This is a genomic window from Tropicimonas sp. TH_r6 (assembly GCF_033101155.1).
GTDB lineage: Bacteria > Pseudomonadota > Alphaproteobacteria > Rhodobacterales > Rhodobacteraceae > Tropicimonas.
The window spans coordinates 1-25,881 of record NZ_JAWMPX010000043.1; the positions used below are offsets into that span (position 1 = coordinate 1).

The 25,881-nt window shown below is 60.8% G+C and carries 24 protein-coding genes and 1 pseudogene; 14 read left to right on the top strand and 11 right to left on the bottom strand.

What is annotated here, in order from left to right; translation table 11 throughout:
• Window position 1: 1 nt before the first annotated feature.
• Both R3X27_RS23820 and R3X27_RS25720 read left to right on the top strand, forming a co-directional pair.
• Window positions 2-799: pseudogene (locus tag R3X27_RS23820) on the top strand (IS110 family transposase); the annotation flags it as partial.
• A 14-nt stretch (window positions 800-813) separates the two neighbouring features.
• Window positions 814-1,080, top strand: a complete 267-nt coding sequence (locus R3X27_RS25720) for an integrase core domain-containing protein (protein WP_411572535.1) — start codon at window positions 814-816, stop codon at window positions 1,078-1,080.
• A gap of 68 nt (window positions 1,081-1,148) precedes the next feature.
• Here the strand turns inward: R3X27_RS25720 and R3X27_RS23825 are convergent, their stop codons facing one another.
• The 9 genes from R3X27_RS23825 to R3X27_RS23865 form a co-directional block, all read right to left on the bottom strand.
• The gene (locus R3X27_RS23825) at window positions 1,149-1,535 is read right to left on the bottom strand and encodes a response regulator (RefSeq protein WP_317711407.1); all 387 of its coding nucleotides are present in this window, start codon (window positions 1,533-1,535) and stop codon (window positions 1,149-1,151) included.
• 4 nt (window positions 1,536-1,539) lie between these two features.
• On the bottom strand, window positions 1,540-2,436 hold the full coding sequence (locus R3X27_RS23830) for a protein-glutamate O-methyltransferase (RefSeq protein WP_317711408.1): 897 nt from the start codon (window positions 2,434-2,436) through the stop codon (window positions 1,540-1,542).
• Window positions 2,433-2,903: a chemotaxis protein CheW gene (locus R3X27_RS23835; protein ID WP_317711409.1), complete on the bottom strand. Its 471-nt coding sequence runs from the start codon at window positions 2,901-2,903 to the stop codon at window positions 2,433-2,435. Before R3X27_RS23835 ends, R3X27_RS23830 begins: the two co-directional genes overlap by 4 nt.
• Window positions 2,904-2,907: 4 nt before the next feature.
• Complete coding sequence (locus tag R3X27_RS23840; RefSeq protein WP_317711410.1) at window positions 2,908-5,151, bottom strand: chemotaxis protein CheA; 2,244 nt, start codon at window positions 5,149-5,151, stop codon at window positions 2,908-2,910.
• Window positions 5,148-5,528: a response regulator gene (locus R3X27_RS23845; protein WP_317711411.1), complete on the bottom strand. Its 381-nt coding sequence runs from the start codon at window positions 5,526-5,528 to the stop codon at window positions 5,148-5,150. Before R3X27_RS23845 ends, R3X27_RS23840 begins: the two co-directional genes overlap by 4 nt.
• A gap of 3 nt (window positions 5,529-5,531) precedes the next feature.
• On the bottom strand, window positions 5,532-5,813 hold the full coding sequence (locus R3X27_RS23850; protein ID WP_317711412.1) for an STAS domain-containing protein: 282 nt from the start codon (window positions 5,811-5,813) through the stop codon (window positions 5,532-5,534).
• A gap of 114 nt (window positions 5,814-5,927) precedes the next feature.
• A complete protein-coding gene (locus R3X27_RS23855; RefSeq protein WP_317711413.1) occupies window positions 5,928-6,896 on the bottom strand; it encodes a glucokinase in 969 nt (322 codons plus the stop codon).
• Between the two features lie 10 nt (window positions 6,897-6,906).
• Window positions 6,907-8,226, bottom strand: a complete 1,320-nt coding sequence (locus R3X27_RS23860) for a GH1 family beta-glucosidase (protein WP_317711414.1) — start codon at window positions 8,224-8,226, stop codon at window positions 6,907-6,909.
• 12 nt (window positions 8,227-8,238) lie between these two features.
• Window positions 8,239-9,270, bottom strand: a complete 1,032-nt coding sequence (locus R3X27_RS23865) for a LacI family DNA-binding transcriptional regulator (protein ID WP_317711415.1) — start codon at window positions 9,268-9,270, stop codon at window positions 8,239-8,241.
• Between the two features lie 261 nt (window positions 9,271-9,531).
• On the opposite strand from R3X27_RS23865, the gene R3X27_RS23870 reads away from it, so the two are divergent.
• The 6 genes from R3X27_RS23870 to R3X27_RS23895 all read left to right on the top strand — a co-directional run bounded on the left by R3X27_RS23870 (window position 9,532) and on the right by R3X27_RS23895 (window position 17,021).
• Window positions 9,532-10,869: an ABC transporter substrate-binding protein gene (locus tag R3X27_RS23870; RefSeq protein WP_317711416.1), complete on the top strand. Its 1,338-nt coding sequence runs from the start codon at window positions 9,532-9,534 to the stop codon at window positions 10,867-10,869.
• A gap of 98 nt (window positions 10,870-10,967) precedes the next feature.
• Window positions 10,968-12,164, top strand: a complete 1,197-nt coding sequence (locus R3X27_RS23875) for a sugar ABC transporter permease (protein WP_317711417.1) — start codon at window positions 10,968-10,970, stop codon at window positions 12,162-12,164.
• Between the two features lie 11 nt (window positions 12,165-12,175).
• Complete coding sequence (locus tag R3X27_RS23880) at window positions 12,176-13,324, top strand: carbohydrate ABC transporter permease (protein ID WP_317711418.1); 1,149 nt, start codon at window positions 12,176-12,178, stop codon at window positions 13,322-13,324.
• Window positions 13,325-13,333: 9 nt separating this feature from the next.
• Entirely contained in the window at window positions 13,334-14,977 is a 1,644-nt protein-coding gene (locus R3X27_RS23885) for an alpha-glucosidase family protein (protein WP_317711419.1), read from the top strand.
• Window positions 14,978-14,987: 10 nt separating this feature from the next.
• On the top strand, window positions 14,988-16,082 hold the full coding sequence (locus R3X27_RS23890; protein ID WP_317711420.1) for a sn-glycerol-3-phosphate ABC transporter ATP-binding protein UgpC: 1,095 nt from the start codon (window positions 14,988-14,990) through the stop codon (window positions 16,080-16,082).
• Window positions 16,083-16,298: 216 nt separating this feature from the next.
• On the top strand, window positions 16,299-17,021 hold the full coding sequence (locus R3X27_RS23895) for an HpcH/HpaI aldolase/citrate lyase family protein (protein ID WP_317711421.1): 723 nt from the start codon (window positions 16,299-16,301) through the stop codon (window positions 17,019-17,021).
• Between the two features lie 37 nt (window positions 17,022-17,058).
• Here the strand turns inward: R3X27_RS23895 and R3X27_RS23900 are convergent, their stop codons facing one another.
• Window positions 17,059-17,868, bottom strand: coding sequence for an SHOCT domain-containing protein (locus tag R3X27_RS23900; protein ID WP_317711422.1), 810 nt, complete (start codon window positions 17,866-17,868; stop codon window positions 17,059-17,061).
• 374 nt (window positions 17,869-18,242) lie between these two features.
• Here R3X27_RS23900 and guaB point away from each other — a divergent pair, with 374 nt between their 5' ends.
• A complete protein-coding gene (guaB, locus tag R3X27_RS23905; RefSeq protein ID WP_317711423.1) occupies window positions 18,243-19,697 on the top strand; it encodes an IMP dehydrogenase in 1,455 nt (484 codons plus the stop codon).
• 584 nt (window positions 19,698-20,281) lie between these two features.
• Here guaB and R3X27_RS23910 read toward each other — a convergent pair.
• Complete coding sequence (locus tag R3X27_RS23910; RefSeq protein ID WP_317711424.1) at window positions 20,282-20,971, bottom strand: winged helix-turn-helix transcriptional regulator; 690 nt, start codon at window positions 20,969-20,971, stop codon at window positions 20,282-20,284.
• 197 nt (window positions 20,972-21,168) lie between these two features.
• Between R3X27_RS23910 and R3X27_RS23915 the strand changes: the two genes are divergently transcribed.
• From R3X27_RS23915 to R3X27_RS23935, 5 genes are all read left to right on the top strand, one after another.
• On the top strand, window positions 21,169-22,056 hold the full coding sequence (locus R3X27_RS23915; protein WP_317711425.1) for a class I SAM-dependent methyltransferase: 888 nt from the start codon (window positions 21,169-21,171) through the stop codon (window positions 22,054-22,056).
• A 40-nt stretch (window positions 22,057-22,096) separates the two neighbouring features.
• Window positions 22,097-22,660 (top strand): OsmC family protein, encoded by a 564-nt coding sequence (locus R3X27_RS23920; RefSeq protein WP_317711426.1) that lies wholly within the window; start codon window positions 22,097-22,099, stop codon window positions 22,658-22,660.
• A gap of 29 nt (window positions 22,661-22,689) precedes the next feature.
• Window positions 22,690-23,925 (top strand): NAD(P)-binding domain-containing protein, encoded by a 1,236-nt coding sequence (locus tag R3X27_RS23925; RefSeq protein ID WP_317711427.1) that lies wholly within the window; start codon window positions 22,690-22,692, stop codon window positions 23,923-23,925.
• Window positions 23,926-23,938: 13 nt separating this feature from the next.
• Window positions 23,939-24,493, top strand: a complete 555-nt coding sequence (locus R3X27_RS23930) for an OsmC family protein (RefSeq protein ID WP_317711428.1) — start codon at window positions 23,939-23,941, stop codon at window positions 24,491-24,493.
• A 111-nt stretch (window positions 24,494-24,604) separates the two neighbouring features.
• Window positions 24,605-25,696, top strand: a complete 1,092-nt coding sequence (locus R3X27_RS23935; protein WP_317711429.1) for a nitronate monooxygenase — start codon at window positions 24,605-24,607, stop codon at window positions 25,694-25,696.
• Window positions 25,697-25,881: the final 185 nt, after the last annotated feature.

The following is a 25,881-nucleotide window of genomic DNA, read 5'->3' on the forward strand; positions in this document are numbered from 1 at the left end:
AATCGGACTGGATCTTTCGAAGAGTGTTTTCCATGTGCACGACGCTTATGCGTAAGGCCATGCTGTGCTTCGCAAGAAGCTGAGGCGCAGTCAGCTTCTCGATTTCTTCGGTCGACTTGAGCCCTATGTCGTCGCGATGGAAGCCTGCGGCGGCGCTCACTACTGGGGTCGCGAGATCGGGAATCTTGGCCACGAGACCCTGTTGATCCCTCCGGCTTATGTGAAGCCTTTCGTAAAACGGCAGAAGGATGAAGCCGCCGACGCAGAAGCCATATGTGAAACAGCGGTGCGACCCTCGATGCGTTTCGTGCCGGTCAAAAGCGAAGACATCCAGGCGACAGCGATGGTCTTCCGTGTTCGCGAGTTGCTCATTCGGCACCGCACGCAGATCATCAATGCGCTGCGCGGTCACTGCACAGAGTTCGGTATCATTGCGCCGAACGGGGCCATGAATGCGAATAAGCTGATTGCGGTGGTGGAGGATGAAGAAACCGGGTTGCCGCAGCCTGCGCGTCAGGTGCTTGAGGAAATCATTGGCGCGTTGTCCGACCTTGAACGCCGGATCGGCAAGCTTGATGCTGAAATCAAAGCCCGCGCACGAAGCAACGCGACGGCACGGCGACTGATGACCGTTCCCGGCATTGGACCGTTGATCGCCACAGCTTTGGTCGCCCTCGCTCCGCCACCCGAGACCTTCTGCCGAGGTCGCGATTTTGCAGCATGGCTGGGCCGGAGTTCGTCCGGAGCGACAACGGCCCAGAGTTCGCATCGGAAGCGACACAGAGATGGCTTGAGAAGGTCGGTGTGAAGCCAATGCGGATCTATCCGGGCTCACCATGGGAGAATGGATACAACGAACGGTTCAACGGAACGCTACGCCGGGAAGTCCTCAATGTGGAATGGTTCACGACGACCAGGCAGGCCCAGATCGTCATCAACTGCTGGCTCAAGCAGTACAACCACACCCGCCCGCATCAGGCACTCGGAATGCGGCCTCCTGTGCCTGAAACCCTATCAAGAAGTGGCCCATCGAAATGGAGCTGGACACTGGTCCGAAATCCCGCGACCACCTGTCACTGAGGTCGTGGGATAAGTCCGTCCGGGGAAAGTGGCAGTGAAATCATCAACTGACTTCTTCAACAGAGCCGTCAGAGTCTACCCACGACCGCTTCTATGCACTTTTGCAAGTCGTTTGGAGAGAATGGCTTTGCAATAAAGTTGTTCATTCCAAGTTTTTTTCCGGCCTCAATAATTGAGCTTTCCGCCTTTCCTGTAATCAAAATGAACCCCATTGACTTAAGTTTTGGATCGCTCCGAAGGGAACGGAGGAAGCCCAGTCCATCCATGCCAGGCATGTTATAGTCGGAAATAACGAGATGCGCTGGTTTTGTAGAAAGAGCGGCCAAGGCGGAGGCGGCATCGGCCGAATGACGAACATGTTGAACTCCGAACCCATCCAATGCCTGGAGTATCAAGCCCCGACTTGTGGACATGTCGTCAACAACAAAGACGTGCAATAGATCTCGAAGAGCCACGCTATTATTCCTTTCCGATTTTCTCAGTAGTTGTGCGCCGGTATGTTGTGGTTCCGCATGGTGCGAAATCTCCGAGTTGAGACTCGTCAATTCTTTCGGAATGGCCTAGAAAGAGATAACCGCCTTCCCGGGTGTGGCTTTGAAACCTTGGCCAGAGGGAGTTTTGAGAGTTTTTGTCAAAATATATCACTACATTTCTGCAGAATATCGCATCAAATTCTCCCTTGACAGGCCACCCTCCAAGTAGATTTAATTCTCGAAATGAGACTAGGTCTTTGACACCTCTGCAGATTTCAAATTTGTCGTGTGGGGTGCCCGATTCGCGCGAAGGCGTGAAAAACTTGGATATTATTTCCTTTGGTATCGCGGAAATTTGACTCTCGTCGTAGATTCCCGTTCTTGCTGTGCTGATTACGTTTGGATCGATATCAGTGGCCAAAATGCGAATATCGTGGGACGCAGTGTTCTCTAAATTTTCCATGATTGTCATGGCGATCGAGTAAGGTTCTTGCCCTGAGGAGCATCCGGCAGACCATAAGCGAACTGGCTGGCGTGACCTCAGTCGTTCGCGGAGTATCGGCATAATGTCTTGCGCCAAAGTATCGAAATGGTGCGGTTCTCGAAAAAAGCTTGTGACATTTGTTGTTAGCGTTGAAATCAAGTTCCGCCGTTCCTCTGCTCCCTCGGGCGCTGCAACCATCCGGCAATAGACACTTCTGTCTGAGATTTTCAGGGCGCGAAGTCGTTTGGTAATACGAGCAAACACCATCGGAGCTTTTTCTCGCGGGATGACGAGGCCCGCTTCCTTTTTTGCGATGCTTGCTAGAACGTCAAAGTCCTTTAGGCTTTGAGTATCCAGTCTCGGTGAGCTTGGCGTACTGATTGAACCGGAACTGTTCATGCGGCGTCCTGCTTCTGATCGGGTAACACCGACTCAAGGTCTAGAATTCGTAGCATCCTGCCATCAACGATGGTCAGTGCCTTAACGAAACTGCGCTCATTGTCGGATGCTGTTTCCGGAGGGGGATGCATTTCCGACTCTGGGATGGCTAGGATGTCAGATACCGCGTCCACCAGAAGCCCCACTGTTTGTTGACGAATATGTGCGACTATGATGACGTTCCTTTCACTGGCTTCTTCAACCTTGATTGCCAGGCGGCGGGACAAGTCTATGATCGGAAGGACTGTTCCGCGCAGGTTTATCACTCCGCAAACGTAGTCTGCTGAGTGAGGAAGAGGTGTGGGACGTGTCCACCCGCGGATCTCTCGCACCGACATTATGTCGACAGAGTACTCCTGTTCACCGACGCGAAAGGAAAGCAGTTCACAGTCGGTCGATTCAGCTTGCGTGAGTGATTCTTCATTCATTGTTTTATCCTGCCAGCTCGAGTTGCGACGACGGGCTACGAGTTTTTCCGGTGGCATTTGCCATCAGGTCCACCGGGTCGAGGATGAGAGCTACTTGTCCATCTCCTAGAATTGTTGCCGCGGCGATTCCTGGAATGTGTCCATAACTATCTTGAAGCCCCTTTATTACGACTTGACGTTGTTCCTGGATGGTGTCCACGATAATTGCTGATCGTGTGCCGTCTTCTAGTGAAATTAACAAGACGACGCTTCCATTGTAATCGTCTCGCGGATTGCGGAAACCCAATTCCACGCCAAGGTCCATCAAGGGAACGAAACTGTCCCGAATTTGTAGTACTTGCGTGTTTGGTCCCATGGCGCGCATGTCTTCATGACGCACCTTGAGAGTTTCCACAATGGATCCGAGCGGGACGACCAGCGTTTCATTTGCTGCTTCTACGACCATTCCGTCAAGTACGGCGAGAGTAAGTGGCAGTGAAATCGAAAAGCACGTACCTTTTCCCGGCGTTGAAGTGATGTTCACCCGACCTCCGAGGTCCTGAATGGACTTTCGTACTACATCCATTCCGACGCCTCGTCCGGAGAGATTTGATACTGTCTTTGCTGTTGAAAAACCCGGAAGGAAGAGAAGGCTGTCGATTTCAGCATCGGTCAACTGTTGTCCAGGTTGAACAAGTTCCTTGTCTTCGGCAATTGCGCGGACTTTCTCGCGATTGATTCCTGCTCCATCGTCGCTCACTTCGATTATCACTCGGCCGGAACGATGCGCTGCCGAAAGTGTGATGCATCCCTCGTCGGATTTTCCCGATGCTATTCGGGTTTCAGTTTCTTCCAGACCGTGATCGACGGCGTTGCGGATCATGTGGGTCAGTGGGTCGGCGAGACGTTCGATTACCGTCCTGTCGACCTCCGTAGCCTCGCCAACAGTTACAAGCCGAACGCGCTTATCAAGGGAGGCTGAGGATTCCCTGACGATCCGTGCCATTCGCTGGAACATGGATTTGACGGGTTGTGCGCGGATCATCATGACACTGTCCTGAATGTCACGCGTGAGTTGCATAAATTCCTCAAGCCCTTGGGCTACAGGAGAGTTCGCCGGGATACCCGCCTGCGTAACGCTCTGGGAGAGCATCGCCTGATTGATGACCAATTCTCCGACAAGGTTCACCAGGCGTTCGATTCTTTCGAGGTCGACCCGCACCGTGGCCTTCGTTGCCGTGGCCTGAATTGCAGGCTTGGCAGCAGCGGCCGGCGGTGTCTTGATCGAGGGTATCGTCGGTGGGGTGGTGGCACCGGTTTTTTGTGGAGGCTGTGGTTCAGGCGGTGTCGTTGCAGGGGCTTCGGGAATGCCCAGCGTCATGCGAGGTGCCACTTCGGCGGAGTTCTCTGCTGGAGAGGCGCTTGATTGTGTTTCGGGCTCGCTGTTTTCAACGTCGGAAACGCCTTGCTCAAGCGATGGCAAGCCCGAAATTTCCGGAAGTCCGGTGGCTGGCACGGGGTCTTCCTTGTGAACTTTCAACGTGCACAATCCTTCTACAAATTCGAAGACTTCCTCGATCTCGGATTGCCCTTGGTTTGTCGTCAGACGGATCTTCCAGCCAATGCAGGCACCCTCTGGATCCAGTTCAGATAGATCCGGGACTTTGTCGGTGTCGCATCTTGGTTCGGTCGATCCGAGTTCCTTTAATGCGCCGAGAAGGAACAGAGGTTCATTGCCCGATTGGAACAACTCCCGCTCTGGCCAAAATTCGATCTCGTAGGCCGGGTCGGCCTCTGGTAGCTCGCATCCACCGAGGTCCAGAGAAAGGGTCATTGGCTGAAAGTCGCAAACCTCCTCCTCTTCTTCCTCTTCGCTGCCGCCCGTCAGGGCTTCGAGTTCCCTTAAGGTAGGTTCCACCGCGTCGGGATCTGTTACGATCCCGTCTCGGCAATTGCGCACGATATCCGAAAGAACGTCGGCGGCGCGCATGAACAGTAGAAGGGCGTCGTGATCCGGGGCCAGACGGCCACCGCGTACCTCATCCAGGACGGTTTCATATCGATGCGCGAAGCGCACAAGCTCATCGAGGCCGAAGGCACCGGCGCCGCCCTTGATCGAGTGAACCGCGCGGAAACAGACATTGACGGTCTCGTCATCCGTTGCGCCGTCGTCGATCATCGACAAGCCGTCCTGAAGCGCTTCGAGCAGTTCCTCGCATTCGATAAAGAAGGAGGCGCGGATTTCCGCCATCGGGTCCGGAGTGGTCATGTCGATGCTCCCGGTCCGGCGACCATGTGAAGAGCGCGCACAAGTTTCACCGGGTCGAAGGGCTTCACGATCCAACCCGTCGCTCCCGCTGCGCGAGCGCGGGATTTCAGTTCCGGAGCGCTCTCCGTCGTAAGCACGAGGATTGGCGTGGCACGATGCTCGTCCTGGCCGCGAACTGCTTCGATGAAGCCGAACCCGTCCAGACGGGGCATGTTGATATCGGTGATGATCGCGTCGGGACGTAGGCCGTCGAGGACTTCGAGCCCGTGGACCCCGTCTTCTGCGAGGCTGGTTGAAAATCCAGCCTGGCAGAGTGCCAGGTTCAGCATGTCACGAATTGTTCGACTGTCGTCTACAGCGAGTATGCTCAAGCTCATGCCTCAGGCCTCCTGCGCCGAAGTGGAAAGTACCTCCGGAGACAGGCCGCACAGGGCGAGCTGCTCGGTCAATGCGTCGGAGGGATCTGAAAGGGATAATGTCTTGCCGTCGGCTTCCCAGGATCGGACGGCCGCGAGCATGACCTGAAGGCCCGGCGTTCCGAGATGCGTAACGTCACCAGCGGCAAGGCGAAGGTCCTTGCCCCGAAGGGCGAGAATGGCCTCGGCCAGCGGCTTTGCTGCAGGCAGGTCGAGGCGGGCGGGCAGGGCCAGTTCGGCGCTCATGTCCAGCACCGCGAAATCTTGGTCGGGTCCGGCACTGATTTCCCCCTAGGTAATTGGCTTCTTCTGAAAGCCCTAAAGGGTGCCGGTTAACATGGCGTTGCCCGCCGTGAGGATTTAGGTCATTTCCAGCAAAGCCTGCAAATGAAGGGCCATTCCAATCAATGCGGCGTCGTCATCCGAGACAATCGTGACCGAAAACTGCTCCATGAAACCGCCAAAGCGCCCCTTGTCACGCAACGAATCGACGAATCCCATCTTGACGAGATAGGGACCCATCGCCCGCGCAACCCCGCCAATCAGGAAAATCCCACCGAAGGGAAGCTGTGTCAGGGCCAGATCGCCGGCGACGGCGCCAAGCAGACGGGCGAAAAGAGTCGCGGCCTCACAGCAGAGCGGGTCGTCTTCGGCCACCGCAGCCATGATCTGCTTGCCCTTGAGGTTGGCTTTTTCCGGTGCGCCGGCCTCGGTGCAGACAAACTCGTGCAAGGCGACCAGGCCGCGCCCGGACAGGGCGTCCTCGACTGCGGCAAAGCCATGTGTGCGTTCAAGGAAGCGCGCGAGGCGCACATCCCGGTCGTCTCGAAGGGGCAGGGCGGCATGGCCGCTCTCGGAGGGGGGGACGAAACGGCCGCCACGCGTATCGAAGATTGGGGCGGCGTTGAACCCCGTGCCGACACCGATCACCAGCTGGGTCGCCTGAAGACGCGGCGGCGGTCCGGCGATCACCGGGAACAGCGCTTCAGAGGGCAGGTGCCCCAGAGCGTGGCCTTGCGCTTGCAGGTCGTTGAGCAGGGTCACCGTGCCGGCGCCGGTGGCATGGGCCAGCGTGGCCGCGTCCAGCGTCCAGTCGAGATTGGTCAGGGTGCCGACGCCCTCGCGGACAGGTCCGGCCATGGCGAGGCAGGCCGCGGCCGGCGTCTGGGTGCCGGTCTCGGCGATGTAGCGATGCAGAACCGGTTCCAGCGAGTCGAACTCGGCATTGGGGAAGTGACGGACAGAGCCGTGGATGACCTTGCCGCCACGGGCCAGCGCGACGCGGGTGTTGGTGCCGCCGATATCGGCGAGAAGGGAAGGGGCGGTCATTGTCGTCTCCTCAGCTTGCCAGCGCGGCTTTTAGGGCGTGATACGAGGCTTTGGGGGTTCGTTCCTGGCTGTCGAAATCGACATGCACGATACCGAAGCGTTTCTCATATCCGAGCGCCCACTCGTAATTGTCCATCAGCGACCAGACGAAATAGCCCTCGAGCGGGACCCCCTCGTCAATCGCCTGTCGGGCCTTGGCGAAATGCTGATCGAGATAGTCGATCCGCACCTGGTCCGCGACAGCGCCTCCGTCTACGAGATCGGCATTCGCCATGCCATTCTCGGTGATGTAAAGCGGCGTCTCGCCGGAATACTCGTCGGCACACATGCGCAGGAAGTGGCGTAGCCCGTCGGGATATATCTCCCAACCCATCTGGGTCTTGGGCAATGGCCCCTCCACCTGGCGGACGGCCGGCCAGGGGCCGTCATCGGCCGCGACGATGGTGCTGAAATAGTAGTTGACGCCCAGCCAGTCGACCGGTGTGCTGACCGTTTTCATATCGTCCTGCCACCCCTCGGGCAGATGCTGCCCGACGAGTTCGACGAGACCCTCCGGATAGGCGCCCTTGAAAAAGCCGGAGAGGAAGAAACGGTTGTCCAGGTCATCGGCGCGCTGCATGGCCGCCGCTGTCTCGGGACTGTCATCGACCGGGCGATGATGGGTGAAGTTGCAGACCGCACCAAGATCGCCATAGCCAGCCGCGCGCAACGCTTCCACCGCCGTGCCATGCGCCAGCGAGACATTGTGCATGGCCCGCACTGCGGCCCGGACATTGCGGGTGCCGGGCGCGTGGTGTCCGGTCAGGTAGCCAAGCACCGACACACAGTAGAGTTCGTTGATGGTCGCGGTCTTCCAGATCCGGTCGCCGACGCGGCCCATGATGATCTCGGCATAGTCGGCGAACCACTTGGCCACGTCGTTGTTGGCCCAGCCGCCGAGATCGGCCAGCGCCGAAGGCAGTTCCCAGTGATAGAGCGTGATCATCGGCTTGATGCCGCGCTCCAGCATGCCGTCCACGAGGCGGTCATAGAAATCCAGCCCCTCCGCATTCACCGCGCCGCGCCCCTCGGGCAGTACCCGCGCCCAGGAGGTCGAGAAGCGATAAGCGTCGAACCCCGCATCCCGGATGAGATCGAGATCCGCCTCCCAGCGATGATAGTGATCGCAGGCCACGGCGCCGTTCTCGGCGCGTACGACGTTGCCGGACGTGGCGGCGAAGTCGTCCCAATGGGTGCGACCGGCACCGCCGAAACTGTGGCCTTCGATCTGGTAGGCAGCCGTGGAGGCGCCGAACTGGAAACCGGCGGGGAAGTCGCTGCGCTTGTACATGGCAGGGGTCCTTCAGACTGAGGGGGCAGGCCCGGAAGAGGGGCCGATTGTGAGAGTTGCCTTGAGCTTGGTGTGATAGGGCGGCGTCTTCGGCGTATCGATCAGCTTGAGCAGCGTTTCGGCGCAGATATTGCCATGCTCGCGTACCGGCGAGCGGGTCGCCGTGAAGATCGGGGCGTCCGCAGAGCCGTTGGGCAGGTAGCTCAACCCGTCATCATGGGTGACGACAGACACGTCGAGTCCGATGCGCAATCCCTTCGCCTGGATCGCCCGCTGGACCCCCATCGCCACCAGCAGCGAGGAGGTCAGGAAGGCCGTCGGCGGCACGGGCAGGGCGAGCATCCGGAGGGCGGCGCCATAGCCGTATTGCTCGGTCATCACGGCGCTGTCCATGATCTCGGGATCGACGGAGAGCCCGCGCTCGGACAGAGCGTCGAGAAAACCGTCCCGGCGTCGATGGGCGAAATCCATCGCCTCGATCCCGTTCAGCAGCGCGATTCGGCTGTGTCCGAGATCCAGCAGGTGTTCCGTCGCCTCCTGGAAGGCATGGCGGTTGTCCATGTCCATCCAGCAATACTCGTCATCGTGATCGGAGACCCGCCCATGCACGACGAAAGGCATGCCCAGATCCTTGAGAAGCTGGATCCGCCGGTCGCCGGTCAGCGGCGCCTGCATGATCATCCCGTCGACGCGTCCCTTGGACAGCATGGAGCGATAGACATTGGTTTCTTCCTCCTCCGTCGCCAGGGAGAGCACAATGTCATAGCCATGGACCGCAAGGGTCTCGGCGGCGCCGGCGACAAAATCGGAAAAGACCGGGTTCACGATCTCCTGCTTGGCCGTCATCGGCAGGACAAGCCCGACCGCCATCGCCCGCCCCGTGGCCAGCGACCGCGCCCGGCTGTCCGGGCGATAGCCATGGCGCCGCGCAGCTTCGGCGACGCGCTTGCGAGTCGCTTCCGAGACTTCCGGATAGCCGTTCAGAGCGCGGCTGACTGTGGTCTGGCTCAGCCCGAGGCTGGCCGCCAGGTCCTTGAGGTTCATGGGCACAAATCCGATTGGTGATTTGGACGTTACGACTCCATTTCGGAACAGTCAAAGGGCTTTGGGCGGAAAAATTATGCGCTGCGACGATATTTTCCGCACCGAATCGAAAAAATTGGGCGTAACCTGATTTCGTTGACAGGCCGGGGAGGAAGGTCTAGTTCACGAATGTCCAAAGCGCTTTGGAGGTGATTCCCATCGCGCGGGCAGAACCCGTCGCCGGGGGCCGATCCCGGTGACTCACTCGGGAGGCTATTTTCGATGAAACTGAACCTTATGCTCAGCGTGGCCAGCCTGGCCCTTGTCGCTGGAACTGCCAGCGCGGAGCTGAAGTTTCCGGTCGGTGAAGGTCCCTTCAGCTGGGACAGCTACAACGCCTGGGCAGAGAACGCGCCCGACCTCAGCGGGCAGACCGTCACCGTGGCCGGCCCCTGGCTGAACCCGGAAGACGGCTTTTTCCGCGATGCGCTCGCCTATTTCGAGGAAGCGACCGGTGCCAAGGCCGTTTATACCGGTTCCGACGGTTTCGAGCAGCAGATCGTGATTGATGCCGAGGCCGGCTCGGCCCCGAATATCGCCGTTTTCCCGCAACCCGGCCTCGCCGCCGTGCTCGCCGAGAAAGGCCAGCTCACGCCGCTCAGCGACGACATGAAACAATGGGTCACCGACAATTACGCCGCTGGCCAGTCCTGGGTCGACCTCGGCTCCTACAAGGGCGAGTTTTACGGCTTCTTCTACAACGTGAACCTCAAATCCATCGTCTGGTACTCCCCGGAGAACTTCGAGGATGCCGGCTACGAGATCCCCGAGTCGATGGAAGATCTCAGGGCGCTGACCGAGCAGATCGCCGCCGATGGCGAGACGCCGTGGTGCATCGGTCTGGGCTCCGGCGCCGCGACCGGCTGGCCGGCCACCGACTGGGTCGAGGACATGATGCTGCGCACGCAGCCGCCCGAGGTCTATGACGCATGGGTCTCCAACGAGATGCCCTTCAATGACGAGCGCGTGGTTGCTGCGATCGAGGAATATGGCTGGTTCGCCCGCAATGACGATTTCGTCTCCGGCGGTTCCGGCGCGGTTGCCTCCACCGACTTCCGCGACAGCCCGAAGGGCCTCTTCTCCTCGCCGCCGCAATGCTACATGCACCGCCAGGCCTCCTTCGCCACCGCCTTCTTCCCCGAAGACGTGGTGCCGGGTGAAGATGCCGACTTCTTCTACCTGCCGGGCTATGCAGAAAAGGACCTGGGCAACCCGGTTCTGGGCGCAGGCACGCTGATGGCCATCACCGACCCGTCGGACGCCACCACGGCGCTGATGGAGTTCTTCACGCTGCCGCTCGCCCATGAGGTGCTGATGGCGCAGACGGGCTTCCTGACCCCGCATACCGGCGTGTCCCTCGACGCCTACAAGGACGGCATCCTGCGCAAGCAGGGCGAGATCCTGCTCGGCGCGACCACCTTCCGCTTTGACGGCTCCGACCTGATGCCCGCCGCAGTGGGCGCCGGCTCCTTCTGGACCGGCATGGTCGATTATACCGGAGGCAAGGATGCCAAGGCCGTGGCCGACGACATCCAGCAATCCTGGGACGCGCTGAAGTAAGCGTCGCGCGAAAAGAAACAGGTGGCCCGCTGATCCGGCGGGCCACCCCGTGAAAGGCTGAGCGCAAGGGCGCTGAGACGGTTCGGGAGGGGATCCACATGCATCCGGCCTTGCAAGGGCTCATCACAATCATCATCGGTGTCGGCGGCTGCGTCGGATACTTCATCTTCTCCAATTTCCTGCTCGACAAGTTCCTCCTCCCGGCCCGCGCCATGACAGCGGAGCAGACAGCGGGACGGCGCAGGCTCGGCACGATCTTCCTCTTCGGGATTCCGGCGCTGCTCATGCTGGCGCTCTATCTTGTCGCGGTCGGGGTTGGCAGCATCGCCACCGCCGGCGGCATTTTCTGGCTGCTGGTCGTTGCCGGTGTGATCTTCGGGCTCTGGCGGCTGAAGGATTTCGTCTTCGCCACCGGGCCAACCACCGCCGGCCACAATATCTCACACGCCAACATGATCCGGCCCTGGCTCTTCCTCGCCCCGGCCATCCTCGCGCTCGGGCTCTACCTGACCTACCCGGTCTTCGAGACGCTGCGCCTGTCGCTGATTCAGCGCAATGGCGGGATCGGCTTTGGCAACTACACCTTCATGTTCGGTGAGCAGAAGTTCTGGGAAGCCATGCGCAACAACATGCTCTGGCTCGTCTTCGTGCCCGCCATGTCCACCGTCTTCGGCCTGCTGGCGGCACAGCTGACAGACCGGATCTTCTGGGGCAACGTCGCCAAGATGATGATCTTCATGCCGATGGCGATCTCCATGGTCGGCGCCTCGGTGATCTGGAAACTGATCTATGAATCCCGCCCCATCGATGTCGAACAGATCGGTATTCTCAACGCCATTTGGGTCGCGATTGGCGGGGAGCCGCAGCAATGGCTCACCCTGCCTGTCTGGAACAACTTCTTTCTCATGATCGTTCTGGTCTGGATCCAGACCGGTTTTGCCATGGTCATCCTGTCTGCCGCCCTGCGCGGCATCCCGGAAGAGACTGTCGAGGCCGCGATCGTCGATGGCGCGAACCCGTTTCAGATCTTTTTCAAGATCAAGGTGCCGCAGATCATGCCGACCATCGTCGTGGTCTGGACAACGATCACGCTGGTCGTGCTCAAGGTCTTCGACATCGTCTTCACCATGACCAATGGCCAGTGGGGCACACAGGTGCTCGCCAATTACATGTATGACAAGCTGTTCCGCTCCAATGACTGGGGCACGGGCTCGGCCGCAGCGATGATCATCATGCTGCTGGTCACACCAATCCTGGTCTGGAACGTGCGCAATGCGCGCAAGGAAATGCGGTAAAGGGGCGGATCATGGACAATATCGCAGGACATAAATCCAGCCTGACATGGGCGGTTCATCTCTCGGTGGCCTTCCTGGTCATTCTCTGGCTCTTCCCGACGGTCGGCCTCTTCGTCTCGTCCTTTCGGACCGCAGACCAGATCTCGGCCACCGGCTGGTGGAAGGCGCTCTTCCCGACCGAGCAGAATGAAGTGATCCGGGGTGCCTCGCCAACCGAACAGACTCAGATCGACGGGCTCTACGTGATCGAGGGCAATATCTTCGACAGCCGTGCAACCGGCGAGATTGCGCATTGGGGAATCTCCTCGCGCGCGATCGACGCTTACCAAACCGGCGATGTGGTCGAGTTGAACAAGGGCGGCACCATCACGCTGGCCGCAGATGGCAGCTACCGGATGGAGAACCCGGAGGAATTCTCCGGTTCGCGCGGGCAACGAATCTTCTTCACCGCCACCACGCCGCCCGAATTCACCACCGGCAATTACGAGTTCATGCTGTTCGATCCACAGAACTCGGAAGGCATGTCCAAGGCCTTCTTCTCGACCCTCACAGTGACCATCCCTGCGACGATCATCCCGATCCTGATCGCGGCCTTCGCCGCCTATGCGCTGGCCTGGATGGAGTTTCCGGGGCGGGCTCTGCTGATCGCCTGCGTCGTCGGACTGCTCGTTGTGCCACTTCAACTTGCGCTGATACCGCTGTTGAAATTCCACAACAATATCGGCATCGGAAAGGGCTATCTCGGGGTCTGGCTGGCGCATACCGGCTTCGGCCTGCCACTCGCGATCTACCTACTGCGAAACTACATGGTCGGCCTGCCGCGGGACATCATCGAGAATGCCAAGGTGGACGGGGCGACGGATTTCCAGATCTTCGTGAAGATCATCCTGCCGCTCTCCTTCCCGGCGCTCGCCTCCTTCGCCATCTTCCAGTTCCTCTGGACCTGGAACGACCTGCTGGTGGCGATGGTGTTCCTGATCGACAGTTCGGGCGAGACTACGGTGATGACCAAGCAGATCGTCGAGATGCTCGGAACCCGCGGCGGCGACTGGGAAATTCTCGCCACGGCGGCCTTCATCTCCATGGCCATTCCGATCGCCGTCTTCTTCGCAATGCAACGCTACCTGGTGCGCGGCCTTCTCGCCGGCTCCGTGAAGTAGGGCTCGTACATGACTGATATCATAAACAAATCTTCCACCGATCCCGATTGGTGGAAGGGTGCGGTGATCTACCAGATCTATCCGCGCTCCTACCAGGACAGCAATGGTGACGGGATCGGCGACATCCCCGGCATCATCGACCGGCTGCCCTATATCGAGAAGCTCGGCATCGACTGCATCTGGATCTCGCCCTTCTTCACCTCGCCGATGCTCGATTTTGGCTATGACGTGTCGGATTACCGCGATATCGATCCGATGTTCGGCACGCTGGGCGATTTCGACCGGCTCATCGCCGAGGCGCATGGGCGCGGCATCAAGGTCATGATCGACCTCGTGCTCTCGCACACCTCGACCGAGCATCCCTGGTTCGAGGAAAGCCGTGCAAGCCGTTCGAATCCCAAGGCAAACTGGTATGTCTGGGCCGATCCGAAGCTCGACGGCACGCCGCCCAACAACTGGCTCTCGATCTTTGGCGGCTCCGCCTGGGAATGGGACGGGGAGCGGATGCAGTATTACATGCACAACTTCCTGATCGAGCAGGCGGATCTGAACTTCCACGAACCGGAGGTGCAGGAGGCGTTGATCGACGTGGCCCGGTTCTGGCTGGAGCGCGGGGTCGATGGATTCCGTCTCGATACGGTCAATTTCTATGTGCATGACAAGTATCTGCGAGACAATCCTCCGCTGGCCCCTGAAGAGATAAATGACAAGACCGCCCCGGCGGTGAACCCCTATAACTTCCAAAACCACCTCTTCGACAAGTCACGCCCGGAAAACCTTGATTTCCTTCGCAAACTTCGTCGCCTTATGAATGAATACGACGCCATTACATCCGTTGGCGAGGTCGGCGAGAGCCAGCGTGGCGCCGAGGTGCAGGCGGAATACACATCCGGTGGCGACAAGCTGCATATGTGTTACGACTTTGCGCTTCTTTCCAACGAGTTGCCGACCGGTCCTCACATCGCTGACGTGGTGCAGACCTTTGACGCGCTGGCCTCGGATGGCTGGGCCTGCTGGGCCTATTCCAACCATGATGTGGTCCGTCACACCTCCCGCTGGGACCTGTCCCAGACCAAGCAGCGTCTCTATGCGGCCCTGTTGATGGCGCTCAAGGGCACGGTCTGCCTCTACCAGGGCGAGGAGCTCGGTCTGACAGAGGCCGACATCGCCTTCGAAGACCTTCAGGACCCCTATGGCAAGCGCTTCTGGCCGAAATTCAAGGGGCGGGATGGCTGCCGTACGCCGATGGTCTGGGACCGCGAGCAGAAAAATAGCGGCTTCTCAACGGGCAAGCCCTGGCTGCCGGTCTCGACCGGTCACAGGCGTATGTCCGCAGCGGCCGAGGATCGGGACCCGAACTCGGTCCTGAACTTCTATCGCAAGATCATCGCCCTGCGAAAATCGCTTCCGGCGCTGCAGACGGGCGATTTCCGGCCGCTCGTGGTCGAGGAAGACCTCCTCGTCTTCATCCGGGAGCATGGAAACCGCAGCGTCTATTGCGCCTTCAACCTTGCCGACGCGGCGTGCCGCCTCGAGTTGCCCGCGGGCAATTGGGCGCATGTCTCTGACGCACCATTCAACTCGACAATCGCAGCCGGCAGGGCCACCCTGCCGCCGTATCAGGCGGTCTTTGCCACCGCCCGGGACGCCTGAGGAGGGGATCATGGCAGGATTGAAACTCACGAGTGTCGCCAAGAGCTATGGCGATGTCGACGTCCTGAAGGACATCAATCTCGATATCGAAGCGGGCGAGTTGATCGTCTTCGTCGGCCCCTCCGGCTGTGGCAAGTCCACGTTGCTGCGGATGATCGCCGGGCTGGAGAAGATCACCGCCGGCGAGTTGCAGATCGACGATCAGGTGGTCAATGACGTGCCGCCCGCGCAGCGCGGCATCGCGATGGTCTTCCAGAGCTACGCGCTTTATCCGCATATGACCGTGCGAGACAACATGGCCTTCGCGCTGAAGCTGGCCAAGCTGAGCAAGCAGGAGATCGACGACGCGGTCAACAAGGCCGCCGATATCCTCCAGCTCACCCCCTATCTCGACCGTCTTCCCAAGGCGCTCTCGGGTGGTCAGCGCCAGCGGGTGGCCATCGGCCGCTGCATCGTGCGCGATCCCAAGGTCTTCCTCTTCGACGAGCCGCTCTCCAACCTGGACGCCGCCCTGCGTGTCGCCACGCGTCTGGAGATCGCCCAACTCAAGGAGAGCATGCCCGACCGGACGATGATCTATGTCACCCATGACCAGGTCGAAGCGATGACGCTTGCGAGCCGCATCGTGGTGCTGGCCGACAAGGGCATCAGCCAGGTCGGTACACCGCTGGATCTCTATGAGCGCCCGGAGAACGAGTTCGTGGCCCAGTTCATCGGCTCGCCTGCCATGAACCTCTTCCCCGGCGAGATCACCCAGACCGGCGAACAGACCCGTATCGCGCTTGAAGGCGGACATGGCTCGATCCTTTCGGCCTATCCCTCCACGGAGACGGATATGGGTGGCAAGGTCAATGTCGGAATGCGCCCGGAGGACCTGCAACTCACGGATGACGTTGCGAACTCCTTCACGGGCAACGTCAATGTTCAGGAAAACCTCGGCGAGGTCACGCTGCTCTTTTTCAGCCCGGACAAGGAAGGCGGGGAGCCTGTCATCGCCAAGCTGCCGGGCATCCATCGCGGGTTGAAAGGAAAGACGCTGAATCTCACGGCCAATCCCGAGAAGGTCCATGTCTTCATGAATGGAAAATCGCTGCTCTATCGCTAAGTCAGCTCTCATCGGATCGCAGGATGGCCGCCCTTCGGGGCGGTCTTCTTTTCTGGTGTTTCTGCCGCGACGGAAAGGCGCGTGTCGTTGTTGGACCCCGAGGTCTAGACCGCAGGGCAGGGGACAGCGCTCCCCATTCCCTCAAACCTCTCGAGTTGCCCTATGCCCGCACCTAAAAATACGATAAAACAAGCCCTTGCCGAAGATCGTCTGCAAATGGGCTGCTGGCTCAATCTCGGCCACCCCGCCATTGCGGCTATCGCGGCCAGCGCTGGCTTCGACTGGTGTCTCGTCGATGGCGAACACGGACCGAACACGCTGGAGATGATCCACGCCCAGCTCAGCGCCATGCAGGGCCACCCGGCGGCGACCGCCGTGCGCGTGCCCTGGGACGAGGGCTGGATGCTCAAGCAGGTGCTCGATCTCGGCGTTCAGACGATTGTCGTGCCGATGGTGGACACGGCCGAACAAGCCGCCCGGGTCGTCGCCGCGTGCAAATACCCGCCCGAGGGCATTCGCGGCCGCGCCGCCGGCCTGTCGCGGGCGTCGAACTGGGGTCAGATCGCCGATTATGAGCAGACCGCCAATGACGAGATCTGCGTCATCGTCCAGGCCGAGACCCGCACCGCGCTCGAAAACCTGACCGAGATCGCCAATGTGCCCGGCGTCGATTGCGTCTTCGTCGGTCCGGCCGATCTCTCCGCCGATATGGGGTATCGGGATACGCCCACCGCGCCCGAGCCGATGGCGGCGATCGAGAACGCGTTGAAGACCATCCGCGCGGCGGGCAAGCCGGCCGGGATCATCTTCTACGAGGAGGCGATGTATCAGCGCTTCATCGATCTCGGCGTGCGGTTCATGGGCGTTGGCGCCGATGCTGCGATCTGCGCCTCGGCGATCCGCGCCCAGGCGGATGCGATGAAAGCGAAATACGGTTAAGGCGCCGGAGGCAGCTCCGGCGCCACGATGGCGCGGCTCAGAGCCGCGCCAGCAGTTCGACCTTCTTGGCGGAGAACTCTTCCTCCGTCAGGGCGCCGGCATCTCGCAGCGCTGCGAGCTTTTCGATCGTGCCAAGTATTTCGGCAATATCGGTCGGGGCTTGTGCTGGTTGCGCAGAAGGGGCCGGGGCCTCGGCGACCGTTGGCATGGGCTCCGGTTGCTGGAAGTCCGGCTGGACCTGCTGCGGGATCGGTTCAGGCTGGGGCACCGGTTCAGGTTGCGGCGCAGGAGCACCAATACGCGGCAGGCTCGACAGGGCGAACTGACCATATTGGCTGGAGAAGCTCACGCCGCCGAACGGGTCACCATATCCCGATTGCTGCTGCGAGAAGCCGCCGATCTGGTGATCGAGCGTGTCGAGCAGCACGACAGGAGTACCATTCCCGGGATCGAGCGCCACGCGGCAGGCTTGCGGGAAATAGGCGTAGCGAAACTGGTTCTGCCCCCCCACCGAGCTTGGTTGGCCAAGATCGGCGGGCCACCAGGCCGCGCCGGCGATTGTTTGGGGCCGCTTGAAGAAGGGCGCATTGGCCATTCCGTTGGAGAGCTCGGCACAGAGCCCGTCTACCGTCGCCTTGAGCCCGTGGTTGAACATGTCGCCCACCATGGTCATGCCGCCGGCCATCCACTGGCCACCGCCGCCCAGTTCGGGGATGTTGAACTGCGCCATGGTGCCGCCGCCATTTGAGACGGCGCGGGCCATCTGTTCGACAGCGTCCTGGGACAGGCCATAGCGGGCGGCGATATCGGCGATGACCTGCCGGCCGGACTCGGTAAGATCACTCATGTGGCGTTCCTCTCGGGGTTTCTGCCAGTTGGGGCGGCTATGGCAGGTTTGCCGACCCTTGGCGACAGCGATTCCGCCGATGCCCGGGATTGGGGCAGCTGCTCAGGCCTTGGGCAACATTGCCGGAGCGGGCATCGGTCCGGGGCGTGGTGATGACGCGGGGAGTGGTCACCGTTACCAGCACCCGACTTCGGAAAGGCCGAGAGGTCGAAACAGGGCAGATCGAACCGCCCGCTTTCCGATCAAGGTGACAGGCTGCAGAGATCGCCACAAAATCTGGTCCCGCCAAAGGGGAAGTCGGCGATATGGGGTTTCATATGGCGTAAATCCATGTATAGGGGATGCGCCAAACGACCCCCCTCAAGGAGAGTGTGATGGAGATTCGTGAGGCACTGACCTTCGATGACGTTCTGCTCGTACCCGCCCGCAGCTCCGTGCTGCCGTCGACCGCGGATACGTCCACCTATGTGACCAAGAAGGTCCGGATGAATATCCCGCTGCTGAGTTCGGCGATGGATACGGTGACCGAAGCCCAGATGGCGATCACCATGGCCCAGATGGGCGGGATCGGGGTGATCCACCGCAATCTCGACATCGAGGAGCAAGCGCGCCAGATCCGCCGCGTCAAGCGTTTCGAGAGCGGCATTGTCTACAACCCGGTCACGCTGACGGCAGAGCAGACCCTGGCCGACGCCAAGGCGCTGCAGGCGCGCTACAACATCTCCGGTTTCCCGGTGGTGGACGAGAGCGGCCTCGTGGTCGGTATCGTCACCAATCGCGACATGCGCTTTGCCAACGATGACGCGACGCCGGTTCGCGCCATGATGACTTCCGATAATCTCGCCATCCTGCATGAGCCCGCCGATCACGGCGAGGCCCGAGCCATGATGCGCGAGCGAAGGATCGAGAAGCTGCTGGTGACCGATGCCTCTGGCAAGCTCACCGGCCTTCTGACGCTGCGTGATATCGACCAGGCGGTGCTCAACCCGCAGGCCTGCAAGGACGAACTGGGCCGGCTGCGCGTCGCGGGCGCCTCGACGGTGGGCGAAGCTGGCTTCGAACGCAGCCAGGCGTTGGTCGATGCGGGAGTCGACATGATTGTGATCGACACCGCCCATGGTCATTCCGAAGGCGTGGCCAAGGCCGTGGAGCGGGCGAAGATGCTCTCCAACGACGTCCAGATCGTTGCCGGAAACGTGGCGACGGGGGAGGCCACACGGACGCTGATCGGCGCCGGTGCCGACGCGATCAAGGTCGGGATCGGTCCTGGCTCAATCTGCACGACGCGGATGGTCGCGGGGGTCGGTGTGCCGCAGCTTACGGCAATCTCGGATTGCGCAGAGGCAGCCGCTGAAAGCGGCGTTCCGGTGATCGCGGATGGCGGCATCAAGTTCTCCGGCGACTTCGCCAAGGCGATCGCGGCGGGCGCCTCCTGCGCCATGGTCGGCTCGATGCTGGCCGGCACCGACGAGAGCCCGGGCGAGGTCATCCTCTATCAAGGCCGCAGCTTCAAATCCTATCGCGGCATGGGCTCGCTCGGCGCCATGGCGCGGGGTTCGGCGGATCGGTACTTCCAGAAGGATGCGGCCTCCGACAAGCTGGTGCCGGAAGGCATCGAAGGCCAGGTGCCCTACAAAGGGCCGGCCTATTCGGTGATCCACCAGCTCGTGGGCGGGTTGCGCGCAGCGATGGGCTACACGGGCATGGCCACCGTGGAAGAGATGCGGCGCGGCTGCCAGTTCGTCAAGATCACAGGGGCAGGGCTCAAGGAGAGCCATGTCCACGATGTGCAAATTACCCGCGAAAGCCCGAACTACCGTTTGGGGTGAGTGGGTTGAGAGGTGGCAACTGCTCGCTCCCGTGACGTGCATATCCTTCGTATGACGAGGGTAGGCTGCGCCCACCTTTCCGCAACATGATGGATGCTTGGCGCTCAAGAAAAGTAGATTTAGCTCAGCCCTTAAAGGGTCTTTCGTGCCCGTTGCGGCGGACGGCAGCGGGCCCAGAGCCATAGTTTGGCCGATGCGCTGAATAATGCGAGTTGGGCCGACACGATCATTCGCTGCGGCCTTCTCGCTGGTCCGGGCAGCGGCCCTTTCAGCCCGAAAGCCCATGGGTCTGAACGAACGTGAACGGCCGACAGCGGTCATTAGTTCCGACTGCGGCGAACGGCTGAAGCGAGCCAAGGCAGCCATCGGTCCCGCGCGCAGCATCAGTCAAGAAGGGCGGGGAGCCGACTTTCCCCGCAACACGCACGAGTGTCCGCTTCGCGATCATTCTTACACATGTTTCAGAAAACGGCGTTCAATGGCTGGGGATGCCTCGGTGGTGGATGGACGCCGAAAACCGGAATCGTCCAGGCGCGGCTCCCGGACGAAACTCATTGTCGAGCCCCTCCACATCTTTGCACGGGTCAGTCCAGGGGAAGAGGAGACCGATCTGCGTCGATATAGGCACTCGGCGTCAGCCATGACTGGACATTTCGCGTCAAGGCGGGATCGCCCTGTATCGACAGATCGCCGGATTTCATCGCCTCTCGATATGTGCGATCGCCCATCCAGACATCGTGCATGGTGCGGACCGAGCAATCAAAGTAGACGTTCACGTCCTTGCCGGGATCCTTGAGGCACACCTGCGCCTTGTCGTTTCGGACAAGCAGCCACCACTCTGGCTGTTCGGAAAGGTCAGCAAAACGGAACTTGATGACCGTTTCGGTGCCGATCAGCTTGGATGGGTCGATGCTGCGTTCGAGATAGAACATCAGGAATTCCACATCGAGGTCAGCGTCCAGGATCGTGTGCCGTGCCCAGAGCAGAGACCATTCCCCCAATGCCATTATGATGGGCAAGAGGGCCTCGCAGGCCTCTGTCGGGTAATACTCGTAGCCGCGTTGCCCGGGAATCCGGCGACGAACGATCATCCCCTTCTGCTCCAGCATCTTCAGACGGCTTGTCAGAAGCGCGGGCGAAATATCTCCCAATCCGCGTTGCAACTCATTGAACCGGCGGCCGCCCATCAGGACCTCCCGGACGATCAGGATCGTCCATTTCTCACCAAGAATCTCCGTGGCTTTGGCGATGGGGCAGAACTGGTTGTAGTGCATCCCGCGGGCCTCCCTCCGTCCGGGAATACCATTTTCACTTCATTTTGTGTAGTTGGTTGCTCCGATTTCTGTAGCGCATCGCTATAGCCTGTGAAGTATTCGGCGTGAGCACCGCTCTCTAAACATTGGGTCATCGGATCCGGGACTTCCCCGGACAGCAGCCCAACGCAGCCCAATTCAGGGCATGGAGAGCGAAAATGAGCATATATGACCCCCAGGTTTTCGACGTTGAAGCGTCGCCTCTCGTCGTCTTCTGGAACGATATTCTTGCGCCGAAATTCGTGCAGTACCGCCACATCCTGGTGGGCGGGCTGTCGCGCCATAGCGCTGCGGTCATGCCGCAACTGGATGTTCGCCAAGGTGACCGGGTTCTGGATGTAGGGTGTGGGTTCGGCGACACGGCGATCGAGTTGGCAAGGCGCGTTGGTGTGCAGGGCGATGTCCTTGGTGTCGACTGCTGCCAGGCATTCATCGATCACGCCCGGCTCTGTGCGGGCCAGAACAGCGCGCCGAATGTTCGGTTCTCCTGCCACGACATCGAGCAGGGTGCCGGCGAGGCTGGGTTCGACTTTGTCTTCGCACGCTTTGGAACGATGTTCTTTGCCAACCCGGTGGTCGGGCTGCGGGCCATGCGTGCAGCAATGTCCTCCGGCGGCCGCATGGCCCACATTGTCTGGCGCGAGAAGGACGACAACCCCTGGCTGAACAGCGCCCGGGACGTGGTGCAGTCCATCTTGCCCAAACCCGGGGAGGACGCGAGAACCTGTGGTCCGGGCCCGTTTTCGATGGCGGACGAGGCCACCACACGCGCCCAGATGGAAGCCGCCGGCTTCACCAATATCGCCTTCGAACGCATCGACGCAAAAGTCATGGTCGGGCGCAGCGTGGAAGAAGCCATTTCCTTCCAGTTGGCGCTTGGCCCCGCGGGGGAAACCTTCCGCGAAGCCGGAGCCCTTGGCGAGGAACGGCGCGCGGATGTCGAAGCCGCGCTGTCGGACATGTTCAGCGATATCGAGACCACCGAGCGAGGACTGTGGATGGACAGTTCCTCCTGGCTCATCACCGCCCGCAATCCCGCAGGCTGACTCACACCATCACACACCCAACCCCTTGAAAGGAAAGAAAATGACAATTCACACCGAAACCATTGTGGACAATGGCGTCAACACCGAAGCCCTGATCGGCGCGCGGGGCGCTTTCACCGAGATGCCCGAAGCGGCCGCGTTCACCTTCCGCAGTACCTGTGACTGGGTCAGCGGCACGGAAAGCAGCAATGCGATCAATGGCTATTTCGGCCTGGGGCAGGAACATGAGCGCGAGGAAACCTTCACGATCGCTTCCGACCACCCCGCGGTGTTTGCCGCCCGCGACACCGCCCCGACGCCGCCCGAGATTGTCCTCTCCGCACTGGCGAGCTGCCTGACCGGAGGCGTGGCCGCCGTGGCCCAGCATCGCGGCATCCAGCTGCGCAAGGTGCAGGCCATCGTCGAAGGCGACATCGACGTGCGCGGGATCCTCGGCATGGATCCGGACATTCGCAACGGGTTCAACTCGGTCCGGGTCCGGTTCGAAATCGACGCCGATGCGACGGAAGAAGACATCCGCGCGCTGGTGGCACAGTCCCAGAAGCGCTCGGCCGTTTTCGACCTCCTGACCAATCCGACCAACGTCCACGTGGACCTGGCCTGATCCTGAACACCATAGAAAGGGCGAGTGTCGTGAAGCATATATCGACCGTCATCATCGGCGCCGGTCAGGCCGGGCTCGCTATGAGCAAACACCTCTCGGACCGCTCGGTTGCCCATGTGGTGATCGAGCGGGGCGAGATTGCGAACGCGTGGATCAACGAACGTTGGGACAGCCTGCGTTTGCTGACCCCGAACTGGCAGAGCCGCCTGCCGGGCTATTCCTATTCCGGCGACAATCCGGACGGTTTCATGACCATGCCGCAGGTCACCGCCTATCTGCGCGGATACGCCGAGCACTGCATGGCGCCGATCGAAGATCGCACCGCCGTCACGTCCGTTTCGCTTCAGGGATTTGGCTATCGGGTCGACACGACCAAGGGAGCCTGGACCTGTGACAACGTTGTTCTGGCGACCGGGGCCTGCGCACGGGCACACATCCCGAAGTTGGCGGACAGTTTGCCGTCGAGCGTCACCAGCCTCACGCCCATGACCTACAAGACAGCCGCGCAGCTTGATCCGGGTGGCGTCCTGGTCGTCGGAGCCTCTGCCAGCGGGATGCAACTCGCCGCGGAGCTTCGCCGCGCGGGTCATGACGTCACTCTGTCAGTCGGGGCGCATATTCGTGTTCCACGAAATTATCGCGGGCGAGACATTCAATGGTGGATGGATCGGAGCGGCGTACTGGAGACCCGCGTGGACGAGGTTGACGACATTGACCGCGCCCGCCGGGTGCCATCGCTCCAGTTGACTGGCGACAGGTCCTTCGCCGCACTGGATCTGAACACACTTGAGGCTCTGGGCGTCGAGATGGTCGGCAGGTTGGCCGGCATTCGGGACGGGTTTGCGCAGTTTTCCGGGTCGCTGGCCAATCAATGCGCGCTGTCGGATCTGAAGATGAACCGGCTGCTCGACGGCTTCGATATCTGGGCAGAACAGCAATCCCTCAGCGGGCTCGGTGCGGCGGAACGGCTTGAGCCAACCCGCGTGGCTACGGAGCCTTCGCTCGAGCTTTCGCTACGGGACGGGCGCATTCGAACCATAATCTGGGCCACCGGCTACCGTCCGGATTTCCGATGGCTCAACCTCCCTGTGTTCAATGCCAAGGGGCAGCTCAATCATTCCCTCGGTGTTGTCGCGCCCGGCCTCTATGTGCTTGGCCTGCCATTCCTGCAGCGCCGCGGTTCCGCGCTGATGGATGGCATTGGCGCCGATGCCGAGGTCCTCTCCAATCATCTTGTTCTCAACCGCGCTCATCGCGCCGCCTGACGGAGGAAACACCATGACAATCGCACTGACCGGGCCTCGAAACCCAGTGCCACAAGCGGAACGGGACGCACATGTTCGGTCCTGCCAGGAGAAGGTCATACAGCGCCTGTCTACCGACCCGGACCGGGCCGTCACGACCTCGACCATGTCCGGAACCGTCGGCGACGGGGTGGCGTGCACTGTCACGCAGGGACGGCACAGCGCCGTCATGGACATGGGCCCGGCCATGGGCGGGGAGGAACGCGGGCCGTCTCCCGGTTTTTTCGCCCGCGCGGGCATTGTTGGTTGCGTTGCCATCGCACTCAAACTGGCCGCGGCGCGCGAGGGGCTGACCTTCCGGTCGGTCGATATCGACCTCGAAACAACCAGCGACGATCTCGCGATCTTCGGTCTTGGCGGCGGCCGGGCCGCACCGCTGGAAACCCGGATCACCATCCACATCGACACTGACGAACCCGACGATAGCGTCTCGGACCTGATCGAGAGGGTGCTTGAAATGGATACCTGGTTCCTTGCCTTGCGGGATCCGCAGAACGTCTCGGTCGCTTGGCAGACGGGATCGGATTGACCGGTCCGGGCCCCTAATCTCACGCCCCTGCACGACAACCGTCGACATGGCGTGGCGAACAGCTCGAATCCTCCGACACCCAAACTGGGCCTTCTGCCCACGATGACCCGATTGGAAAACGAAATGTGGGCAAGAAATCGAATTTGCGACCTGTTCTCCATCGATCTGCCGATCCTGCAGGCACCGATGGCGGGCTCCAGCGGGTTGGACATGGCATTGGCCGTCAGCGCGGCGGGCGGCCTCGGGGCTCTGGCCTGTGCGTCGATGGATGCGGATGACCTGAGCAACGCTCTGACGGCCTTCCGCAGTAAGTCCGACAGGCCGGTCAATGTGAATTTCTTCGCCCATCAAGCTCCGGCTCACGATCCTCGGAGGGATACGGAATGGCTGGCAAGACTGGCCGGCTACTACGATGAACTCGGCCTCGCTCTCCCGGATTCTCTGCGCAGCTCCCCGGTAATCGGTTTCGATCGGTCCCTGTGCGAGGTCGTCGAGGCGTTCGCACCTCCCGTGGTGAGCTTTCACTTCGGACTTCCCGCGCAGACGCTGGTCTCCCGGGTCAAGGCCGTCGGGTGCAGGGTCATCAGTTCAGCGACAACAGTTGAGGAAGCCCGTTGGCTCGAGGCCAATGGCTGCGATGCAATCATTGCACAGGGCTATGAGGCGGGCGGTCACAGGGGGATGTTTCTCAGTGATGACATCGCGACCCAGATCGGCACGTTCTCCCTCGTTCCGCAGATTGCCGACGCTGTGAGCGTCCCGGTTATAGCTGCCGGCGGCATAGCGGACGGTCGCGGAACTGCGGCGGCCTTTGTCCTTGGCGCCTGTGCGGTTCAAGTCGGCACTGCCTATCTGTTCACCGATGAAGCGACCATCAGCCCGATCTACCGAAAGGTCCTGAGCGCCTCGGCCCCGAATCTGACTGCGTTGTCCAACGTCTATTCAGGTCGTCCGGCCCGGGTCCTTGCCAATAGAATGGTGCTTGAACTTGGCCCCATGTCGCAAGACGCCCCATCTTTCCCAAATGGCTTCGCCGCGTCAGGGCCCTTGCGCGCGGCTTGCGAAGACCGGGAGTCCTGCGCTTCCGGCGCCTACTACAGCGGACAATCCTCTTTCCTTTGTCGAAGGACGACAGCCTTTGAACTGACAAAAAGCCTGGCCGCCGATGCCAGACGTCAACTTGTCTCATGCGATGCGGGATGACGGCCACACGGCTGCACTTCCGGATCGAGTACTGATTGCGCCAAGGTTCGCGTAGGGTAGGGCGGCGGACAATGCCCGAGGATACGCTGCGCCTCGCTGACGGATGCGGGCGCAAGCGTCTGCGCTCGATCGAGGCCCTGAACCCAAAACCGGACTATGCTCTGGCGACCGCGAATGTCCGGTTC